19 protein-coding genes are annotated in these 20,386 nt (G+C 73.8%); 8 read left to right on the top strand and 11 right to left on the bottom strand.

Annotated features, from left to right (window positions below):
- Positions 1–46 precede the first annotated feature (46 nt).
- Together FXF65_RS41495 and pgsA are read right to left on the bottom strand one after the other, a co-directional pair.
- On the bottom strand, positions 47–982 hold the full coding sequence (locus tag FXF65_RS41495) for a phosphatidylinositol mannoside acyltransferase (protein WP_281289007.1): 936 nt from the start codon (positions 980–982) through the stop codon (positions 47–49).
- Complete coding sequence (gene pgsA, locus FXF65_RS41490; protein ID WP_148355972.1) at positions 979–1,611, bottom strand: phosphatidylinositol phosphate synthase; 633 nt, start codon at positions 1,609–1,611, stop codon at positions 979–981. The genes FXF65_RS41495 and pgsA overlap by 4 nt, the downstream gene beginning before the upstream one ends.
- 358 nt (positions 1,612–1,969) lie before the next feature.
- Here pgsA and FXF65_RS41485 point away from each other — a divergent pair, with 358 nt between their 5' ends.
- Positions 1,970–4,135 (top strand): elongation factor G-like protein EF-G2, encoded by a 2,166-nt coding sequence (locus FXF65_RS41485; RefSeq protein ID WP_148355971.1) that lies wholly within the window; start codon positions 1,970–1,972, stop codon positions 4,133–4,135.
- Positions 4,136–4,280: 145 nt separating this feature from the next.
- Entirely contained in the window at positions 4,281–5,123 is an 843-nt protein-coding gene (locus FXF65_RS41480) for a polysaccharide deacetylase family protein (RefSeq protein WP_148355970.1), read from the top strand.
- Positions 5,124–5,206: 83 nt separating this feature from the next.
- Here the strand turns inward: FXF65_RS41480 and FXF65_RS41475 are convergent, their stop codons facing one another.
- Together FXF65_RS41475 and FXF65_RS41470 are read right to left on the bottom strand one after the other, a co-directional pair.
- Positions 5,207–5,602, bottom strand: coding sequence for a thiol-disulfide oxidoreductase DCC family protein (locus FXF65_RS41475; protein WP_246199455.1), 396 nt, complete (start codon positions 5,600–5,602; stop codon positions 5,207–5,209).
- 17 nt (positions 5,603–5,619) lie between these two features.
- Entirely contained in the window at positions 5,620–6,159 is a 540-nt protein-coding gene (locus FXF65_RS41470; protein WP_246199462.1) for an HIT family protein, read from the bottom strand.
- A gap of 270 nt (positions 6,160–6,429) precedes the next feature.
- On the opposite strand from FXF65_RS41470, the gene FXF65_RS44965 reads away from it, so the two are divergent.
- The gene (locus tag FXF65_RS44965) at positions 6,430–7,092 is read left to right on the top strand and encodes an Asp23/Gls24 family envelope stress response protein (RefSeq protein WP_222869022.1); all 663 of its coding nucleotides are present in this window, start codon (positions 6,430–6,432) and stop codon (positions 7,090–7,092) included.
- Here the strand turns inward: FXF65_RS44965 and FXF65_RS41460 are convergent.
- The 4 genes from FXF65_RS41460 to FXF65_RS41445 all read right to left on the bottom strand — a co-directional run bounded on the left by FXF65_RS41460 (position 7,071) and on the right by FXF65_RS41445 (position 12,171).
- The gene (locus FXF65_RS41460; RefSeq protein WP_148355968.1) at positions 7,071–7,667 is read right to left on the bottom strand and encodes a hypothetical protein; all 597 of its coding nucleotides are present in this window, start codon (positions 7,665–7,667) and stop codon (positions 7,071–7,073) included. The genes FXF65_RS44965 and FXF65_RS41460 overlap by 22 nt on opposite strands.
- A 36-nt stretch (positions 7,668–7,703) precedes the next feature.
- A complete protein-coding gene (gene thrS, locus FXF65_RS41455; protein ID WP_246199453.1) occupies positions 7,704–9,680 on the bottom strand; it encodes a threonine--tRNA ligase in 1,977 nt (658 codons plus the stop codon).
- A 314-nt stretch (positions 9,681–9,994) separates the two neighbouring features.
- Positions 9,995–11,461, bottom strand: coding sequence for a sugar porter family MFS transporter (locus tag FXF65_RS41450; RefSeq protein WP_148355966.1), 1,467 nt, complete (start codon positions 11,459–11,461; stop codon positions 9,995–9,997).
- Positions 11,462–11,538: 77 nt separating this feature from the next.
- Entirely contained in the window at positions 11,539–12,171 is a 633-nt protein-coding gene (locus tag FXF65_RS41445; RefSeq protein ID WP_148355965.1) for a class I SAM-dependent methyltransferase, read from the bottom strand.
- A gap of 149 nt (positions 12,172–12,320) precedes the next feature.
- Between FXF65_RS41445 and FXF65_RS41440 the strand changes: the two genes are divergently transcribed.
- Entirely contained in the window at positions 12,321–13,592 is a 1,272-nt protein-coding gene (locus FXF65_RS41440) for an ATP-binding protein (RefSeq protein WP_148355964.1), read from the top strand.
- 40 nt (positions 13,593–13,632) lie between these two features.
- Positions 13,633–14,307 carry a response regulator gene (locus FXF65_RS41435; RefSeq protein ID WP_148355963.1) on the top strand — a complete coding sequence of 225 codons (675 nt, stop codon included), beginning with the start codon at positions 13,633–13,635 and terminating at the stop codon, positions 14,305–14,307.
- A 38-nt stretch (positions 14,308–14,345) separates the two neighbouring features.
- Here FXF65_RS41435 and FXF65_RS41430 read toward each other — a convergent pair whose 3' ends face one another.
- Together FXF65_RS41430 and FXF65_RS41425 are read right to left on the bottom strand one after the other, a co-directional pair.
- Positions 14,346–15,299: a quinone oxidoreductase family protein gene (locus tag FXF65_RS41430; protein WP_148355962.1), complete on the bottom strand. Its 954-nt coding sequence runs from the start codon at positions 15,297–15,299 to the stop codon at positions 14,346–14,348.
- Between the two features lie 32 nt (positions 15,300–15,331).
- Positions 15,332–16,078, bottom strand: a complete 747-nt coding sequence (locus FXF65_RS41425; protein ID WP_148355961.1) for an SDR family oxidoreductase — start codon at positions 16,076–16,078, stop codon at positions 15,332–15,334.
- A gap of 46 nt (positions 16,079–16,124) precedes the next feature.
- Between FXF65_RS41425 and FXF65_RS41420 the strand changes: the two genes are divergently transcribed.
- Entirely contained in the window at positions 16,125–17,348 is a 1,224-nt protein-coding gene (locus FXF65_RS41420) for an acyl-CoA dehydrogenase family protein (RefSeq protein ID WP_148355960.1), read from the top strand.
- Entirely contained in the window at positions 17,345–18,046 is a 702-nt protein-coding gene (locus FXF65_RS41415; RefSeq protein ID WP_148355959.1) for a TetR/AcrR family transcriptional regulator, read from the top strand. Before FXF65_RS41420 ends, FXF65_RS41415 begins: the two co-directional genes overlap by 4 nt.
- Here the strand turns inward: FXF65_RS41415 and FXF65_RS41410 are convergent.
- Positions 18,043–19,071 carry an ROK family transcriptional regulator gene (locus FXF65_RS41410; protein ID WP_148355958.1) on the bottom strand — a complete coding sequence of 343 codons (1,029 nt, stop codon included), beginning with the start codon at positions 19,069–19,071 and terminating at the stop codon, positions 18,043–18,045. The two genes, FXF65_RS41415 and FXF65_RS41410, sit on opposite strands and share 4 nt — an antisense overlap.
- Positions 19,072–19,135: 64 nt before the next feature.
- Here FXF65_RS41410 and FXF65_RS41405 point away from each other — a divergent pair, with 64 nt between their 5' ends.
- On the top strand, positions 19,136–20,380 hold the full coding sequence (locus FXF65_RS41405) for an MFS transporter (protein ID WP_148355957.1): 1,245 nt from the start codon (positions 19,136–19,138) through the stop codon (positions 20,378–20,380).
- The last annotated feature ends 6 nt before the right edge of the window (positions 20,381–20,386 follow it).

The raw sequence follows: 20,386 nt of genomic DNA, 5'->3' as shown, positions 1-20,386 counted from the left end.
ATACGCCGCCGACCTTCATCGGGCCCCCCTTCGCCGGGCGCCGTCCTCAGCGGTCCTCGTCCGCGAGGTCGGCCACCCAGACCTTCTGCAGCATGTGCCAGTCCTCGGGGTGGGCGGCGATGCCCGCCTCGAAGACCCGCGCGAGATCCTGGGTCATCGCCTGGATCTTCTCCTGCCTGCCGCCGTCGTCCGGCACCGGGATCTCCGCGTGGACGCGCGCGGCCCAGTACTCCCCCTCGTACCAGAGTGTCACGGGGATGAGGGCGGCGCCGGTCTGGACGGCCAGCGCGGCGGCGACGGCGGGCATCCGGGCGGTGGCGCCGAAGAACTCCACGTCGATGCCGCTGGCGGTGAGGTCGCGGTCGACGACGAGGCACACCGGGCGGCCCGCGCGGAGCCGCTGCGCCATCCGCCCGTAGGCGGACGCGCCCCGGTGGGCGAGCACCTCCATGCCGAGCCCCTCGCGGAACTCGACGAACCGGTCGAACAGCGACTCGGGCCTCAGCCGCTCGGCGACCGTGGTGAACGGGTACCCGCTGTGCACCAGCCACGCGCCCGCGTGCTCGTAGTTGCCCATGTGCGGCAGCGCGAGGATCACGCCGCGCCCCGAGTCGAGGTTGGTGAAGATCTTCTTCTCGCCGGTGACCCGCATCCGGCCGAGGATCCGCGCCCGGTCGTACTCGGGCAGCCGGAACACCTCCAGCCAGTAGCGGAAGTAGGACCGCAGCACCTTCTTGCTGAGGACGCGGACCTCGTCGTCGACGGCGTCCTTGCCGAGGACGCGGCACAGGTTCTTCTCCAACTGCCGCACCCCGGAGCCGTAGCGGTGCCAGGTGCGGTCGGCGAGCGCGGCGAACGCGACCCTGGCCGCCGTCTCCGGCATCTTCCGCACGACCGTCCAGCCGACCGCGTAGGCGGCGTCGGCCACCTCGTCGCGCAGCGACGGACCGGTCCCGCGCGACGGCGGCCGGGCCGGGGTCACGGGTGCGGCTCCGGCTCCCGCGCCGCCGCCGCGGCGTCCCGCGCCTGGGCGTACACGGTGGCGAACCGCTGCCCGACCGTGACCGTGCTGATCGCGGCGAGCACCCACAGCGCGACCGCGAGGATGTAGGGGACGCCGAGCCCGTCGAACCCGGCGGCGACGAGCGCGACGATCAGCCGCTCGGCACGTTCCGCGATGCCCACGTTGCAGGTGTACCCGAGGCCCTCGGCGCGGGCCTTGGCGTAGGACACCACGACCCCGGAGACGAGGCAGTACAGGGCGACCCCGGCGAGCAGGTCCTGGCCGTCGCGGTACAGGCCGATCATCAGCCCGGAGAAGATCGCGGCGTCGGCCACCCGGTCCATCGTGGAGTCGAGGAACGCGCCGAACTTGGAGATCTTCCCGGTGACGCGGGCGACGGCGCCGTCCAGCATGTCGAACAGGACGAACGCGGTGATGACCATCGTGCCCCAGAAGAACTCGCCGCGCGGGTACAGCACGAGCGCGCCGGCGGCGACGCCGAGCGTCCCGACGACGGTGATGGCGTTGGGCGAGAGCCCGCTCCGCGCGACCGCGTTTCCGACGGGGGTGAGGACGCGTTCAAGCGCGGGCCTGATGTTGTTGAGCATCGCCGTCCGATCTCGTTCTTCCGTGGGGGCGTCGGCCGCGTGACGTCGCGGTCCGCCGCGGCGCGCCCATCGTAGTGCGGAGGCGGGCCCGCGGCGTGCGGAGCCGGGCGGCCGGGGGCGGGGCCCGGTTTGCCGGGCCCCGCTCCGGACAGATCGGAGTTGATTGCCGTCCACCCCTTGTGATCCCGCCCGTCACGGGAAAAGGTGGTGGTACGGGTGTGACGTCGGTCACGCACGTTGGACGAGGTCGGACGCCGCACTCGGACGTCAGGGCCGGGCCCCCGCGCCGGGGCCGGGCCGGTACCGCACGCGGGCCTGCCCGCGCGACACGCGCGGAGACCCGTCCGAGGAGGTAGTCATGGCGGACAAGGGAGGCCACCCGGGAGCCCCCGGCAGGGCACCGGAGGCCGGCGGATGCGACAAGGTGCGCAACGTCGCGTTGGTCGGCCATTCGGGCGCCGGGAAGACGACGCTCGTCGAGGCGCTGCTCGCCGCGACGGGCACGCTGCAGCGCGCGGGCAAGGTCGAGGACGGCACCACCGTCGGCGACTACGACGAGGTCGAGGTGCGCCAGCAGCGCTCGGTGAACCTCGCGCTCGCCCCGTTCACGCACGGCGGCGTCAAGATCAATCTCATCGACACCCCCGGCTACGCCGACTTCGTCGGCGACCTGCGGGCCGGGCTGCGCGGCGCGGACGCCGCGCTCTTCGTGATCTCGGCGGTGGACGGCATCGACGGGCTCAGCCGGATGCTGTGGGAGGAGTGCGCGGCGGTCGGGATGCCCCGCGCGGTCGTCATCACGAAGATCGACCAGCAGCGCGGCGACTTCGACGACGTGGTCCTGAGCTGCCAGGACGTCTTCGGCGAGGGCGTCGCACCGCTGTACTTCCCGGTCGGCTCGGGGGACGCGCCGACCGGCCTGATCGGCCTGCTGACGCAGCGCTGCCTCGACTACGCGACCGGGACGCGCACCGAGTGCGACCCCGATCCGGAGTACCTCGACCAGATCGCCGAGCAGCGCGCGTCGCTGATCGAGGGGATCATCCAGGAGAGCGAGGACGAGTCCCTCATGGACAGGTACCTGTCCGGCGAGGACATCGACGTCAAGGCCCTCATCGGGGACCTGGAGACCGCGGTGGCGCGCGGCAGCTTCTACCCGGTCCTCGCCACGTCCGTGCCGCACGGCGACCACCCCGGCCCGGTGATCGGCATGCAGGAGCTGCTGGAGGTCATCGCCCAGGCGTTCCCGTCCCCCCTCGAACACGGCATCCCGTCCGTCACCCCGGTGCGGGGCGGCCCCGCGACGCAGGTGGCGTGCGACCCGGACGGGCCGCTCGTCGCCGAGGTGATCAAGACCACGTCCGACCCGTACGTGGGACGGATCTCGCTGGTCAGGGTCTTCTCCGGGACGCTGCGCCCGGACACCACCGTGCACGTCTCCGGGCACGGCATGGCGGACCGCGGCCACGAGGACCACGACGTCGACGAGCGGGTCGGCGCGCTCACGTCGCCGCTCGGCAAGACGCAGCGGACGGCGACGTCCTGCATCGCGGGCGACATCTGCGCGGTCGCGAAGCTCAGCCGCGCCGAGACGGGCGACACGCTGTCCGATCCCGGCTCCCCCATGGTGATGGCGCCCTGGTCGATGCCCGACCCGCTGCTGCCGGTGGCGATCCGGGCCAAGTCCAAGGCGGACGAGGACAAGCTCAGCCAGGCGCTCGGCCGCCTCGTCGCGGAGGATCCGACGCTCCGGCTGGAGAACAACTCCGAGACGCGGCAGCTCGTCCTGTGGTGCATGGGCGAGGCGCACGCCGACGTGCTGATCGACCGGCTGCGGTCCCGGTACGGCGTCGAGGTCGAGCGGATCGACCTGCGGGTGCCGCTGCGCGAGACGTTCGGCGGGACGGCGAAGGGCCTCGGCCGGCACGTCAAGCAGAGCGGCGGGCACGGCCAGTACGGGATCTGCCACATCGACGTGGAGCCGCTCCCGTCCGGCGAGGGGTTCGAGTTCGTCGACAAGATCGTCGGCGGGGTGGTCCCCCGGCAGTTCATCCCCTCGGTGGAGAAGGGCGTCCGGCAGCAGATGGCGCGCGGCGTGTCCGCCGGGTACCCGCTCGTCGACATCAAGGTCACCCTGCACGACGGCAAGGCCCACTCGGTGGACTCGTCCGACATGGCGTTCCAGGCCGCCGGGGCGCTCGCGCTGAAGGACGCGGCGGGCCAGGTGCCGATCCTGCTCCTGGAACCGGTGGACGAGGTCGACGTGCTCATCGCCGACGACTACGTGGGCGCGATCATGTCCGACCTGTCGTCGCGGCGCGGCCGGGTGCTCGGCTCCCAGGCGGTGCCCGGCGGCCGCACGATGATCAAGGCCGAGGTGCCGCAACTGGAGATCATCCGCTACGCGATCGACCTGCGCTCCATGTCGCAGGGAACCGGGACGTTCAGCCGGACGTTCCTCCGCTACGAGCCGCTCCCCTCGCAGCTCGCCGACAAGGTCGCGGCCGACTCCAGGGACGGCTGACCCCGCCGGGACGCTCCGGCGCGGGGGACCCCGGCGCCGGAGCGTCATCCCAGAGGCTGACCGCGCTTCGGCCCGGAGGCTGATCGAGAACTCGGCCCGGAGGTTGAGGCCGGGCCCGCGCCGCCGTGGGATCCTTGTTCTCGTCATGAGAAAATCGGGGGACCACGACGCGCAGGGCACGCCCGCCAAGCCCACGCGCCGCAAGGTCATGAAGGGTCTGGGCGTCGCCGCGAGCGGGCTGGCGCTCGGCACCGGGATCAGCGCCGCGCTGCCGCGCAAGGTCGACGAGGCCGCCGCGATGGCCATCCCGGAGGCCGGGCCGTGGACGCCCGCCGCGGTCCACGGCCACGTCGACGTCACCTGGTCCGTCGACACGTCGCAGAAGCTGGTGGCGCTGACGTTCGACGACGGGCCCATGCCGAAGTGGACGCCGATGGTCCACGACATCCTCGACGAGGAGCGGGTCAAGGCGACGTTCTTCCTGGTCGGCGAGCGCCTGGTCCGACACGCGCGGCTGGTGCACGGGCGGATGGACCGGCACGAGGCCGGCAACCACACCTGGGGCCACGCCGACCTGGCGCTGCTCAGCCACGAGGCCGCCTGCCGGCAGATCCACCGGGCGCACGCGGCCATCGAGCGGATCACCGGCAAAGAGCCGCGGCACCTGCGGCCGCCGTACGGGCGGCTCGGCGGGACGACGCTGAGCGCCGCCGGGCAGTTCGGCTACAGCCTCACGCTCTGGTCGATCAAGATGCTGGAGAAGACGTACCAGAACGACCCGCCGCAGCTCGTCGACTACATCGTCGGCAACACCCACCCGGGGACGATCATCCTCGCGCACGACACGGGGCAGCCCGACCGGCTGGTGGCGCTGCGGAACCTCGTCCCGATGATCCGGGGGCTGCGCGCCAAGGGCTTCGAGTTCGTCACGGTGTCCGAGCTGATGGCGGCGTCGTCGCCGCCCCCGTCGAAGAAGGGCTCGTCCTGACGGGTCCTCCCGCGCGGACGCGGCCGGTGATGGACGGCCGCCGGTGCGGGCCCAGGCTCGCACCGGCGGCGGAACAGGGCAGGTCAGTTGGGGCGATCCCGGTCGGCCGCGCCGGGGCGCCGGGCGGCGGGCAGCTCGCACGCCGCCGTCCCGCCGGGCAGGCGGTGCCGGTTCTTCGAGACGGCCCGGTAGGCGGCCTCCACGACCCAGATCACCGGGACCGTCCGCATGACGACGCCGAGGGCCCGCCAGGGGCCGCCCGCGTCGGTCAGCAGGCGTCCGACGGCCTCGGCGCCGCCGCTGACGCGGCCCGTCCGGTCCACCCAGAGCACCTCGCTCTGGGCGCGCTCGGCGGTCGTGCCGAGTGCCTCCAGGTCGGCGAACTGGTACGCGGAGAGCTCCGCCCTGTGCGGCACGTACCGCTCCAGGAACCGGACGGACGACGTGCAGAAGCCGCAGTCGCCGTCGTACAGCAGCACCGGCCGCTCCCGCCGCGTCACGACGCGGGCCAGGCGTCGGCGAGGAGCTGCCGGGTGTCGCGCAGCAGTTGCGGCAGCACCTTCGTGTGCCCGACGACCGGCATGAAGTTCGTGTCGCCGCCCCAGCGCGGGACGACGTGCTGGTGCAGGTGCGCCGCGATCCCCGCGCCCGCGACGAGGCCCAGGTTCATCCCGACGTTGAAGCCCTGCGCGCCGCTCGCCTTGCGCAGCGCGGCGAGCGCCCGCTGGGTGAAGACGGCCAGCTCCAGGTACTCGGCCTCGTCGAGGTCGGTGTAGTCGGCGACGTGCCGGTACGGGACGACCATCAGGTGCCCCGAGTTGTACGGGTAGAGGTTCAGGACCGCGAACACCGACCCGCCGCGCGCGACGACGAGGCCGTCCTCGTCGGACATCCCGGGGATCTCGCAGAACGGGCAGCCGTCGCCGGACCCGGCGCCCGTGGGCTTGTTCTCGCCCTTGATGTAGGCCATGCGGTGCGGGGTCCACAGCCGCTGGAAGTTGTCGGGCGCGCCCGCGCCGCCCCGCTGCTCCTCCAAGCGGGGCCCGCGCTCGTCCCCGGCCCCGGACGCGCCCTCGCGCCCCTGCTGCACCACGGACTCCTCCGGCTCTGCGCTCAAGGCGGCGGTCTCCTTTTGTTCACGGCCTGACCAGCAGCATAGAGAGAGACGCCCGGCGCCCTGTAGCCGGGCTCCCTCGCGTGCGCGCGGGCGCGCGCACGCGAAACGCGCCCGTCTGCGGCCCTCCGCGTGGCGCAGCGCGGCTCCCTCCGCCACGATGGTCCCCCGACCGAACCGTGGGGAGCGATCATGACCGGGCTTGAGAAGGGCTTTACCGGCGACGGCGAGCCGGGACCGGACACCGGCCCCCAGCCGTTCTTCCCCGGACCGAACACCCGCCAGGGCACGGCACCGCAGCAGAGCACCCCTCCCCCGCATACCGGACCCACCCCGCAGAGTGGGCCGTCCGCGCAGAGTGGGCCGTTGCCCGCGCCGCCCGCCGCCGTCGTCCGGCCCTTCGGGGCGCCGAGGTCCGCCGGCTCCCCGCGGGCGGGCGGCCCGGGACGGCCCGCGCCGGAGTCCAGCGCGCTGACCTCGGGGGCGAACGCGCTGCCGATGACGCTGCAGGGGTCGTCCGGCGACATCAGCGCGCCGGTCGAGGGCCGCGTCACGGTCGGGGACGAGGTCATCGGCAAGATCGCCGGCATTGCGGCGCGGGAGGTCGGCGGGATCTCGGCGCTGGTCGAGCGGCCCGGCGCGGGCGGCGTCCGGGTCGCCGTGGCGGGCGAGGAGATCACGCTCGACGTCTCCGTCGCGGTCGAGTACGGCACCGTGATCCAGGACGTCGCGAAGGTCGTCCAGGCGAACGTGGCGCGGGTGACGGGGCTGATGGTCGGGATGCGGGTCGTGGCCGTCAACGTCTCGGTCGAGGACGTCCGCGTGCCGTCCGGTCACGCCGCGGCGCGTGCGTAGCAGGTCTGCATCGCGACCCCCACCGACACGGTCGTGACGGTCACCCGCCGTACGAGCCCCGGCGCGACGCCCCGGAAGTGGAAGGTGTGCGGCCCGCCGCCCTTCACGGTCGTCTGCTGGGACTGCGGCGCGTAACCCTGGAGGGCCAGCTCGGCCCGGACGGCCCCGCTGCCCGCGACGGAGATCGCGACGTCCACCCCGTCGCGGGCGGCCCGGTAGTAGGCCGTCCCGCGCGGGCACCAGCCGAGCGCGGACGATCCGTTCTGCTCGGGGATCTCCGGCCCGCCCCCGTCCCCGCCGCCGGAGCCGCCGTTCTGGCCGCCGGGGTAGGGCGAGCCGCCGTTGCGCCGCGGGGCCGCCTCCGTCGGGTCCACCTGGGCGCTCCCGCCCGGCGAACCGCCGGTCGCCGGGGCGGACGGGCCCGCGCGCGAAGTGCGGGCGCCGCCCTTCGAGCCGTCCAGCAGCGGGAGAAGGAGGACGGCGACGGCGGCCGCCGCGAGCAGCGCCGCGCCACCGTACCCGGCGATCCGGACCCAGAGGGTCCGGGGGCGCCGCGCCCGTCGCCTCGTCCTCATCACGGCGTCCCTCTCCCACGTGCCCGGGCGGCCCGGTCAGATCTGGACGCGGGCCTCGACCGCCTTCACGATCTCCTCGACCGCGTCCGCGATCGGGACGCCGTTCTTCTGCTCGCCGCTCCGGTACCGGAACGACACGGCGTCCCCGGCCACGTCGTCGTCGCCCGCGATCAGCATGTACGGGACCTTCTGCTTCTGGGCGTTGCGGATCTTCTTCTGCATCCGGTCGGACGAGGCGTCCACCTCGACCCGGATCCCGCGCTCGCGCAGCCGCTCGGCGACCTTCCGCAGGTGCGGGACGTGCCCGTCGCCGATCGGGATGCCGACCGCCTGCACCGGCGCGAGCCACGGCGGCATGGCGCCCGCGTAGTGCTCCAGCAGCACGCCGAAGAACCGCTCGATGGAGCCGAACAGGGCGCGGTGCAGCATCATCGGGCGCTGCCTGCTGCCGTCCGACGCCTGGTACTCCAGGCCGAACCGCTCCGGCTGGTTCGGGTCGACCTGGATGGTGGACAGCTGCCAGGTGCGCCCGATCGCGTCCTTGGCCTGGACGGAGATCTTCGGCCCGTAGAACGCAGCCCCACCCGGGTCGGGGACGAGGTCGAGCCCGGTGGACTCGGCGGCGTCGCGGAGCGCGGCGGTGGCCTTCTCCCACATCTCGTCCGAGCCGATGAACTTCTCGGAGTCGTCGCGGGTGGACAGCTCCAGGTAGAACTCGTTCAGCCCGTAGTCGCGCAGCAGCCCGAGGACGAAGTTCAGCAGGCGCTTGATCTCGTCGCCCATCTGCTCTTCGGTGCAGTAGATGTGCGCGTCGTCCTGGGTCATGCCGCGGACGCGGGTGAGGCCGTGCACCACGCCCGACTTCTCGTACCGGTACACCGACCCGAACTCGAACAGGCGCAGCGGCAGCTCCCGGTAGGACCGGCCGCGCGCCCGGTAGATCAGGTTGTGCATCGGGCAGTTCATCGGCTTGAGGTAGTACTCGGCCCCGTCCACCTCCATGGGCGGGAAGATGTCCTCCTTGTAGGAGCCGAGGTGCCCGGAGGTCTCGAACAGTCCGCCCTTGGTGATGTGGGGGGTGTTGACGAACTCGTACCCCTCCTCCTCGTGGCGGCGGCGGGAGTAGTCCTCCATGACCTTCCGGACGACGCCGCCCTTCGGGTGGAAGACGGCGAGGCCGCTGCCGATCTCGTTCGGGAACGAGAACAGGTCGAGCTCGGCGCCGAGGCGGCGGTGGTCGCGCTTCTCGGCCTCCTCAAGGAACTTCAGGTACTCGTCCTGCTTCTCCCTGGACTCCCAGGCGGTGCCGTAGATGCGCTGGAGCTGCGGGTTCTTCTCGCTGCCCCGCCAGTACGCGCCGCCGGAGCGCATCAGCTTGAACGCCGGGATGACCCGGGTGGACGGCAGGTGCGGGCCGCGGCACAGGTCCTTCCAGCGCAGGTCGCCGGACTTGGCGTCGAGGTTGTCGTAGATGGTCAGCTCGCCGCCGCCCACCTCGACGCTCGCGCCCTCGGCGGCGTCCTCGGCGGCGCCCGCGCCCTTGAGGCCGATCAGCTCCAGCTTGTACGGCTCGGCGGACAGCTCGGCGCGGGCCTCGTCGTCGGACACCGGCCGCCGGGAGAACCGCTGCCCCTGCTTGACGATCTCGCGCATCTTCTTCTCGATGCGCTTGAGGTCGTCGGGGGTGAACGGCTCGGCGACGTCGAAGTCGTAGTAGAAGCCGTTCTCCACGGGCGGGCCGATGCCGAGCCGGGCGTCGGGGAACAGCTCCTGGACGGCCTGCGCCATCACGTGCGCCGCCGAGTGCCGCATGATCGCGCGGCCGTCGGCGGAGCCGATCTCGACCGGCTCGACGGCGTCGCCGTCGCGCAGGCCCGCCGCGAGGTCGCGCAGCTCCCCGTTGACCCGGGCGGCGATCACGGTGCGGCCGTCGGCGTCCAGCGCCTGGCCCGCGGTGGCGCCCGCCGGCACCGCCCGCTCGCCCCCGTCCAAGGTGATGCGCAGCTCGGACACGGATACTCCTCGGGGTGATGGGTAGGGGTCAGCGGGTTCCGATGCTATCGACTCGGGGTGCGCGCCGGTCGCATCCGGTTTCATCTGCGGCTCCTCTCGTGGTGGAGGGCCGGGGCGGCGGTCCCGGACGCCGGAAAGGGCCCCGGGATCGCTCCCGGGGCCCTTCCGCGCGTGGTCTCTCGTCCCGTGGTCAGGACATGCCGTCGCGGCGCCGGGAGTGACCCGGCGTCGTCGTCTCGAACGCGTACGGCATGGCTCCACTGTAACCGACGGGCCGCGGCCCCGCCGGGCGGCGCGGCGGCCCCCGCCGGGCGTCAGGCGCGGGCGCCCGGGGCGGCGAGCTTGTCCATGTCCTCCAGTTCGCGGCCCTTGGTCTCGGGGACGGCCTTGATCACGAACAGGAAGGCGAGGACGGAGAACACCGTGTAGATCCCGTAGGCGAGGCCCAGGGAGAACCCGGAGATCCCGGGGAACGTCGTGGTGACCACCCAGTTGGCGAGCCACTGCGCGGCGGCGGCGACGGCGAGCGCGGACGCGCGGATGAAGTTGTTGAACATCTCGCCCAGCATCACCCACACCACCGGGCCCCACGTCGCGGCGAACGAGGCGACGAACACGTTGGCCGAGACGAGCGCGACCGGCCCGGCGAGGCCCCCGAGGTGCGGCTTGCCGTCCACGATGGGGGCGGTCGCGAAGCAGATCGTCAGCAGGCCGAGCGAGACCGCCATCCCGGCGGCGCCGCCGAGCAGCAGCGGACGCCGCCCGACCCGGTCGACCAGCGCGATCGCCACCAGCGTGAACACCACGTTCACCAGCGAGTTGATCACCGACGTGAGCATCGCGTTGTTCTCGGAGAACCCGACCGCCTGCCACAGCGACGAGGAGTAGTAGAAGATCACGTTGATGCCGACGAACTGCTGGAACACCGACAGCAGGATGCCGACCCAGACGATCGGCAGCAGGCCGAGCCGGGACCCGCGCAGGTCCCCGAGCCTGACCGGGCGGTCGCTGGCGATCGACCGCTCGATGTCGGCGATCTTGCCGTCCACGTCGCCGTGCCCCATCACCCGGGCGAGCACCTGCCGGGCGCGGGCCGGCTGGTGCTTCTTCACGAGGTAGCGCGGGGACTCGGGGATCGTCGTGGCGATGAGGGCCCACAGGACGGCGGGCACGATCGCGCTGGCGAACATCCACCGCCAGGCGCCGCCGCCCCACGGGAACGTTCCGGTGGCGCCGCCGTCCGAGACGCGGGCGATCACGTAGTCGACGACGAGCGCCGCGAAGATGCCGAGGACGATCGCCATCTGCTGCAGCGAGCCGAGCCGGCCGCGCAGCGCGGCGGGCGCGATCTCGGCGATGTAGGCGGGCGCGATCACCGACGCGGCGCCGATGGCGAGGCCGCCGACCAGCCGCCAGAACGTGAGGTCCACCGGGTTGAACGCGAGCGCCGAGCCGAGCGAGCTGATCACGAACAGTGTCGACGCGATCAGCATCACCCGGACCCGGCCGATCCGGTCGCTGATCGGCCCGGCGAACCAGGCCCCGACGGCGCAGCCGAGCAGCGCGGCGGACACGACGAACCCGACGACGAACCCGCTCAGGCCGAAATGCTCCTTCAGCGCGTCGACCGTCCCGTTGATCACCGAGGAGTCGTAGCCGAACAGGAACCCGCCGAGCGCGGCGGCCCCGGCGAGGAGCGCGGCGGTGAAGGATGAGTGGGACGTCCCGTCCCCGTCCCCGCCCCCACCGGTGTTCCGCGTCCCGCTCTCCTGTTCGGTCATGGAAGCGGATCTTCCCCGGCGGCGGGACCTTATGCGGAGGACCTCATCGGCGACTTCGTGACGAACCCCGCGTGGCGTCAGTCGCGGACGGCCGTGCCGAGGACGTGCGGCGACGCCGGGTTGACCCGCGCGGGCGTCGGGAACTCGAAGCGCCGCTCGTCCCGGACGGTGAACCCGGAGCGGGCGATCAGCTCGTCCGTCGGACGGGACACGTGGCACCCCGCGGCGATGAACGGCCACACCACGTCGGTGTAGCGCTGGACCCGCGTCTTGCCCGGCGTCCACCCGCGCACGTGCTCGTAGTAGCGCAGCTCGCCGCCCGGCCGCAGGGCGCGGCGCAGCTCCGCCAGCGCGCGGACGGGATCCCGCACCGAGCACAGCACGAGGGACGCGACCGCCACGTCGAACGAGGCGTCGTCGACGTCGAGGTCCTCGGCGACGCCGGGCCGGACCGTCACCGGGACGGGCGCCTCCGCCGCCGACCGCCCCGCCATGGCGCGCAGCCGCGGCTCCGGCTCGACGGCGACGACCTCGGTGACCTCGGGCGGGTAGTGCGCGAAGTTGGCCCCGTACCCGGCGCCCACCTCCAGCACCCGCCCGGACGCGCCCGCGAGCAGTTCGGCGCGGTGCGCGTCGCCGCCCGCCTTGGCGCACCCGGCGTCGAGCCGCGGATAGAGCCGGGCGAAGATCGGATGGCTCACATCGCTCATTCCCGCAGTCTCCGTCGCCCCGCCCGGGACTGCAAGATCACCGGAGCCCGGGCGAGCCGCGGGCCAGCGCTGATACCAGGGGGGCGGGACGGATCTCCCTCCCCGGGGGCAGGCCGGAACGGCGCGCCGCGTTCTAGGCTCGACCGCAAATGAACGACACACACCGCCCTCCCGGCGCGGACGGCGCCGCGGTCGGGGTCCGGCCCCGGCTGGTCGCCGGCGTCCGCGCCGCCCTCGTGCCGGGCCGGGACGACCCGACGGTCACGCTGCTGCCCGAATCCCTGGCGCTGCGGATCCCGCTGGTGGCGCTGCTCTTCGCACTGACGGTCGGTTTCACCGCCGGGTCCATCGCCATCGCGATCTCGGGCTACCACATGAGGCCGGGGCTCGCCTGGCCGCTCGGCGTGCTGCAGGCGACGCCGCTGATCTTCGCGGCCCGGTGGCCGCTCGCCGCGTGGCGGGTCGCGGCGGCCGGGATGCTCCTGACGGTCCTCGCCCGGCACGGGACGGGCTTCATGCCCTGGCCGGTCACGGCGATCCTCGCCATGATCGTGATCCTGTTCTTCACCGGGGTGGGCGCCGACCGGCAGACCACGGTCGGCGTCGGCGCGGTGACGATCGGCGGGGTGCTGACGCCCGCCGTGGTGGCCGGGATGCCCGGCTGGTTCGGGATGATCATCGCCGGGATCGCGGCCGTCGCGCTGACGTTCGGCGACGCGGTCGGCGGCCGGCACTCCGCGATGGAGGAGCTGCGCAGGCGGGAGGAGCAGCACCGGGAGGACCTCCGCCGCCAGGCCGTGCTGGAGGAGCGCGCCCGCATCGCGCGGGAGCTGCACGACGTGGTGGCGCACCACATGTCGGTGATCGCGATGCAGGCGGAGGCCGCCCCGTACAAGATCCCCGACCTGCCGGACGCGGCCCGGCAGACGTTCGGCGTCGTCCGGGACGCGGCGCGCGAGGCGCTCACCGAGACCCGGCGCGTCGTCGGCCTGCTCCGCAGCGACGACGAGGGCGCCGAGCGGGCCCCGCAGCCCGGCCTTGAGCGGCTGGACGACCTGGTCGCCGCCGCCCGCCGGGCCGGGCTGTCGGTCGCGACGGTCGTGGTCGGGATGCCTCGTCCGCTGACCACGGGCGTCGACCTGTCGGCGTACCGGATCGTGCAGGAGTCGCTGAGCAACGCGTCCCGGTACGCGCCGGGCGCGCAGGTGCACGTCGAGGTGAAGTACGGCGCCGAGTCGCTGACGGTGTCGGTCGCCGACGACGGGGCGCGCGGCGCGCCGGAGGGGTCGCAGGGCGGCGGGCACGGCCTCGTCGGGATGCGCGAGCGGGTGACGATGCTCGGCGGCAGCCTCGAAGTGGGCCCCCGCGACGACGCGGGCTGGTCGGTCGTCGCCGAGCTTCCCTACGGCGACCCGGACTGATCCTCACCGGACCGATCTTCTGGGGCAATAAAGTGTCCTGGTGACGATTCGGGTGCTGATCGCCGACGACCAGGTGATGATCCGCGACGGGCTCGCGGCGCTGCTGTCCTCCGACGCCGGGATCGAGGTGGTCGGGCAGGCGGGCAACGGCCGGGAGGCCGTGGAGATGGCGCGCGCGCTCGACCCGGACGTGATCGTCATGGACATCCGGATGCCGGAGATGGACGGCCTCGCCGCCACCGCCGAGCTGGTTGGCGAGCCCGCCGCCGAGGCCGACCCGGCGGTCACCCGGCCGAGGGTGCTGGTCCTCACGACGTTCGACCTGGACGAGTACGTCTACGAGGCGCTCGGCGCGGGCGCCAGCGGGTTCCTGCTGAAGGACGCCTCGGCCGCCGACCTCGTCAGCGGCGTGCGGATCGTCGCGGCCGGGGACGCGCTGCTCGCGCCGTCCATCACCCGGCGGCTGATCGGCGACTTCGCGCGCCGGCGGCGGCACCAGCGGCCGAGCCCGCAAGCGACGGCGGGCCTCACGCCGCGCGAGCTGGACGTGCTGCGGCTGATCGCGCGCGGGCTGTCCAACGCGGAGATCGCGGCGGAACTGGTGCTGGCCGAGCAGACGGTGAAGACCCACGTCGGGCACGTGCTCACCAAGCTGACCCTGCGCGACCGCACCCAGGCCGTCGTCTACGCCTACGAGAACGGCCTGGTGGGCTAGGGCTGGGCGGCTGGGGCTGGGCGGCTGGGGCTGGGCGGCTAGCGGGACGGGTCGAGGACGAGCTTGCCGGTCGTGCGGCGGGCGCGCAGGTCCTCGTGGGCGCGGCGGGCGTCGGTGAGGGCGTACTCGCCGCCCGCGACGACGCGGAGCCGCCCGGCGGCGGCGAGGCCGAACAGCTCGTCCAGGGCGGTGCGCATCACGTCCCCGGGGAGCTGGAAGACGTGCGCGAGCCACATGCCCGCGATGGTCGTCGAGTGCGTCAGCAGCGTCGCCGGGCGGACGGCCGCCGGCTCCTCCCGGGACGCCATCCCGTAGAAGGCGAGGCGCCCGAAGGGCGCGAGGGCGCGCAGGCTCTGGTCGGTGACGGCCCCGCCGGTCATCTCCAGGACGATGTCGACACGCTTCCCGCCGTTGGCGTCGATGAGGGCGTCCCTGAGGTCGGGCTCGTTCGCGTCGATCGCGACGTCCGCGCCGAGGTCGAGGGCGAGGGCCCGCTTCTCCTCGGACGAGGCGGTCGCGATGACGCGCCCCGCGCCCCACGCCTTCGCGAGCTGGACGGCGAGGCTCCCCACCCCGCCCGCGGCGGCGTGCACGACCACCGACTCCCCCGCCGCCAGGTGGACGCTGCGGCGCAGCAGCACCCACGCCGACGCACCCTGGATGATCATGCCGAGGGCGGTGACGTCGTCGATGGCGTCCGGGACGTCCCAGGCGAGCGCCTCCGGCGCGACGGCCCGCTCGGCGTAGCCGCCGGTGCCGGTGAGCGCGACGACGCGACGGCCGTCCGCGACGCCGACGACCTCGCCGCCCGGCACCAGCGGCAGCGTGGACTCCTGGAGGTAGCTGTTCTCGGCCTGGTGGGTGTCGGCGTAGTTGACCCCGGCCCGCGACACGTCGATGAGCAGGTGCCCCGGCCCGGCGGACGGCTCGGGCAGGTCGGCGACGGTGAGCGCCTCCGGCCCGCCGAACTCGGTGATCTGGATCGCGCGCATGTCTCTCCTGTCGCTGTCGGCTCGCGTGTCTCTCAGCGGGGCCCGGGGACGCCGCGGAACCGGAACGGCTCGGACTCCCGGCCCGGCACCACGTACCACGCCTCCCCGGTGCCGTCCCCGTCGAGGACGCGCATGAACGCCTCGACGACGTCGGCCACGTCCAGGATCGGGAACCCGGTCTCCTGGAGGTGCCCCTTCAGCGGGACGAGGATGTCGGTGTCGGCGAAGGACGGGCAGAGCGCGTTCACCCTGATCCCCTCCTTCTCGTAGGCGGGGCCGAGGGCGCGGACGAGCCCGACGACGGCCGCCTTGTTCGCGCCGTAGACGGGGTCGAACGGCGCGGCGGTGAGCCCCGCCATGCTCGCGGTCGCGACGACGTCGCCGCCGCCCCGGGCGCGCAGCGCGGGCAGCGCCGCGTGGACGCCGAACACGACGCCGTCGAGGTTGACGCCCATCGCCCGCCGGTACTCGGCGAGGTCGAACCCGTCGCCGACGCCGCCTCCCGCGGCCACGCCCGCGTTGAGGAACGCGACGTCCAGGCCGCCGAAGCGGTCGGCGGCCACCGCGACGGCCGCCTCGCTGTCGGCGGGCTCGCGGACGTCGCAGCGGACGAACGCGCCGTCCAGCTCCGCCGCGAGCGCGCCCCCGGCCTCGGCGTCGACGTCCGCGAGGACGACCCGCGCCCCGGCGCCCGCCAGGCGGCGGGCGACCGCCGCCCCGATGCCGTGCGCCCCGCCCGTGATCAGCGCGACCTTGCCGTCCGCCGCGAACGCGGGCATGGGGGCTCCCTCCGGAAGTAACTGACTCGTCAGTTACCCTAGCGGAATGGACTTCGGTTTGAGCGAGCGGGCCCGGGACCACCTCGGCCGCCTCCAGGACTTCATGGCCTCCCACGTCTACCCCGCCGAGCCCGTCTACGCGGCGCAGCGGGCCGAGCTGCGCGCGGCGGGACGGGAGCACCACGTCCCGCGGGTCGTCGAGGACCTCAAGGTCGAGGCGCGCAAGCGGGGCCTCTGGAATCTGTTCCTCCCCGACAGCGACGACCCGGCGCACGGCCTGTCCGTCGCGGACTACGCGAGCCTCGCCGAGATCACCGGCCGCTCCCCCGAGCTCGCGCCCGAGGCCCTCAACTGCGCGGCGCCCGACACGGGGAACATGGAGGTGCTGCACCTGTTCGGGACGCCCGAGCAGAAGGAGAAGTGGCTGACGCCGCTGCTGAACGGCGAGATCCGCAGCGCGTTCGCGATGACCGAGCCGGACGTCGCGAGCTCCGACGCGAAGAACATCTCGACGAGCATCGTGCGCGACGGCGACCACTACATGATCAACGGCCGGAAGTGGTGGATCACCGGCAGCGCCGACCCGCGCTGCAAGATCATGATCGTGATGGGCAAGACGGACCCGGACGGGCATCCCTACCGGCAGCAGTCGATGGTGCTCGTCCCGATGGACACGCCCGGGGTGGAGGTCGTCCGGCCGCTGCCCGTGTTCGGCTACCAGGACCAGCACGGCCACTGCGAGATCACGTTCACCGACGTCCGGGTGCCGGTGGAGAACCTCGTCGGCGAGGAGGGCGGCGGCTTCGCGATCGCGCAGGCCCGGCTCGGGCCCGGCCGCATCCACCACTGCATGCGCGCGCTCGGCGTCGCCGAGCGGGCCCTTGAGCTGATGTGCGAGCGCGCCCTGTCGCGCGAGGCGTTCGGCGGGCCGCTCGCCAAGCAGGGCGTGGTGCAGCAGCAGATCGCCGAGGCGCGGATGGCGATCGACCAGGCCCGGCTGCTCACGCTGCGGACCGCGTGGCTGATCGACGAGCAGGGCGCGCAGGCGGCGCGGTCGGAGGTCGCGGCGATCAAAGTGATCGCGCCGCGCGTCGCGCTGGGCGTCGTCGACACCGCGATCCAGGTCCACGGCGGCGCGGGCGTCAGCGACGTCACGCCGCTCGCCGCGATGTGGGCGGGCCTGCGCACGCTGCGCATCGTGGACGGGCCGGACGAGGTCCACGTCCGCTCCGTGGCCCGCGCCGAGCTGGGCAAGTACACCGGCAAATGACGGACGGCGCGGGCGGGACGGCACCGCACGGGACGGCACCGCCTGGGCAGACACCGGGCGCGCGGCGGCGGATGCCGCACGCCCGGCGGCGCGAGCAGCTCCTCCGGGTGGCGCTGGAGGAGTTCGGGGCGCGCGGCTACCACCTGACCCAGATGGAGCACGTGGCGGCGGCGGCCGAGGTGTCGAAGGCGCTGCTCTACCAGCACTTCGCCTCGAAGGAGGAGCTGTTCGGCGAGGTCACCGAGTCGATCGTCGCCGAGCTGACCGGACGGCTGAACGCGGCGGTGCTCGCCGAGCACGGCTCCGCCGAGGGCATCCGCGCCATGATCCGGGTGCTGTTCGACTACGCCACCGAGGAGCCCGCCGCGTGGGCCCTGCTGGTCCGGCACATCGACAAGCCGGAGGTCGGGCTGGAGCTGCGCGAACTCCGCGACCGGCTCGGCGCGGCGTTCGCCGCCCTGCTGCTGCGCCGCCGCCGCGCCGACCCGAAGCTGTCGCGGGCCGCGCTGGAGGTCAACGAGCGGCGGGCGCGGCTGCTCGTCCCGCTCATGTACGGGTCGATGCTGTCGATGGTGTCGTGGTGGCTTGAGCATCCGGACACGCCGCGCGAGCGGGCCGAGCAGATGGCGGGCGAGTTCATCTGGCTCGGCCTCGACCGGCTCCGCACGGGCGAGCGGCTGCCGAAACTCGACGGCTAGCCGAACACGTCGTCGCGGACGAGGTCGAGGGCGGTCAGCACCGCGCCGCGCCGGATCGTGTCGCCCTCGATCGCGCTCGCCCGCACCTCGGTGGGGGCGGGCGAGACGGCGCCGAGCCGGTCGGCGACCAGCCCGGCGAGGCGGTCGCCGCCGTCGCGGCCGATGCGGCCGCCGAGCACGACCAGGCCGGGGTCCATGACGGCGACGAGCACGAACACGCTCTCGACGAGCACGTCCGCGAGCGCCTCCGGGCCGAGGTCACGCGCGACACCGGCCTCGACCAGGTCGCAGAAGTCCTCGCCGCCGATCTTGAGGAGGCCGACCTCGCCCGCGCCGCCGGACGCGCCGCGCCGCAGCCGCCCGTCCAGGACGATCGCCGCGCCGACGCCGTCGTCCATCCAGAGGAGCGCGAAGTCGTCGCGGCCGGCCGCCGCGCCGCCCCGGTGCTCGGCGATGGCGGCGAGGTTGACCTCGTTCTCCACGATCACCCGCGTGCCGAGCCGGTCGCGCAGCGCCGGGCCGAGGTCGGCCCGTCCGCCGGGGACGTCTCCGCCGGTGGCGAGCCCGGTGCGCGGATGGATGAGGCCCGGCGTGCCGAGGACGAGCGTGTGCGGGACGCGCCCGTCCGCCGCCTCCGCGACCGCTTCGGCGATGAACGTCACGAGGTCCGGCTCCGCCGGGAGGCGCCGGGACACGGCGCCGATCTCGTTCCCGGCGATGTCGGCGACCGTCACGTGGACCGCGTCCCGGCGCAGGTTCACGCCCGCCACGTGCGCGCGGTCCGCGATCAGGCCGTAGAGGCGGGCGTTCGGGCCGCGCCGGTTCGCGCCCGTCTCCCCCGCCACCTCGATCAGCCCGCTCGCGCGCAGCCGCTCGATCAGGTCGGCCACGGTCGGCCGGGACAGCCCGGTCAGGTCGCGGAGCTGCGGCGCGGTCAGCGGGCCGCGCTCCAGCAGGAGGTCGAGCGCGAGCCGGTCGTTGATCGCGCGGGCCATCGTCGGGTCGGCGGTCTTCACGGAGGCCATATTAGTCAGGGTTCCTGCCTTATATCTCTTTTCATCAGGAAGCCTTCCTGTTAGTTTCCCAACCATGCATCTCCGTCATTCCGGGGGGACGACCCCCCGGACCCCCCGGAAAAGCCGGGAGCACCGCGCCATCGGCGTGATCTTCATCGCCCACGGAGCCGTCGCCGGGACGCTCGCCACCCGCATCCCCTGGATCCAGGACCGGCTGGACCTCTCCCCCTCCGTCCTCGGCCTCGCGCTGCTGTGCCCGTCCATCGGCGCCTTCACCGGCATGCCGACGGCGAGCCGGGTGGCGCACCGGATCGGCGAGCGGCGCGCCGTCCGGCTGCTGATCGCCGCCTGGTGCGCGATCATCGCGCTGCCCGCGCTCGCGCCCGCGCCCGGCTGGCTGTTCGCCGCGATGCTGCTCTACGGCGCCGCCGCCGGGATGAGCGACGTCGTGATGAACTCGCACGCCGTCGCGGTGGAGCGGGCGATCGGACGCCCGGTCATGTCCGGGCTGCACGGGCTGTGGTGCGTCGGCAGCCTCGCGGCGGGCGGCGTCGGGATCCTCGCCGCGCACCACGGCGTGGACGCCCGGCTGCACCTCGGACTGGTCGCCGCCGTGCTGCTCGGCGTCGGCATCGCGGGCGGACGCGGGCTGCTCCCCGACCGTCCCGCCGCCGGCGTCCCCGCGCCGCGCCGGTTCGCCCTACCGAACCGGGCGATCCTCGCCATCGGGCTCGTCGGGTTCTGCGGGACGTTCGCCGAGGGCGCCAGCGCCGACTGGACCGCCGTCTATCTCACCGAGGTCACCGACGCGGGCCCCGGCCTCGCCGCCGCGAGCTTCACCGTCTTCATGACCTGCATGGCGGCGACGCGGCTCGCCGGGGACCGGCTGGTGCGGCGGCTCGGCGCGCCGAAGGTCGTCCGGTGCGGGGGCGGGGTCGCGGTGCTCGGCGGCGTCCTGGTCGTGGCGGCGCGCGCGCCGTGGACCGCGATCACCGGGTTCGCGCTGATCGGCATCGGGGTCGCGACGGTCGTCCCGCTGGTGTTCGCGGCGGCGGCCGATCGGGGCGCGACGCCCGGCGAGGGCGTGGCGGGCGTCGCGACGATCACCTACCTGTCCGGGCTGACCGCGCCCGCCGTCACCGGCTGGACGGCGGGCACCCTCTCCTACCCGGCCGCCTTCGCCATGATCACCTGCATCGTCGCGGTGATGACGGTCTCGGCGGGCGCGCTCCGCGCCCGTCCGTCCGGCGGGGCCGCCGCGCCGGACGCCCGGCCCGAACCGAGCGAGAGCCCCGCGCTGACCACGCGGGAATGCTGACCGCGC

Source organism: Actinomadura syzygii (assembly GCF_008085905.1).
Taxonomy (GTDB): domain Bacteria; phylum Actinomycetota; class Actinomycetes; order Streptosporangiales; family Streptosporangiaceae; genus Spirillospora; species Spirillospora syzygii.
The sequence above is the reverse complement of the archived record's forward strand: the minus strand, read 5'-3'. Positions and strand labels throughout refer to the sequence as shown.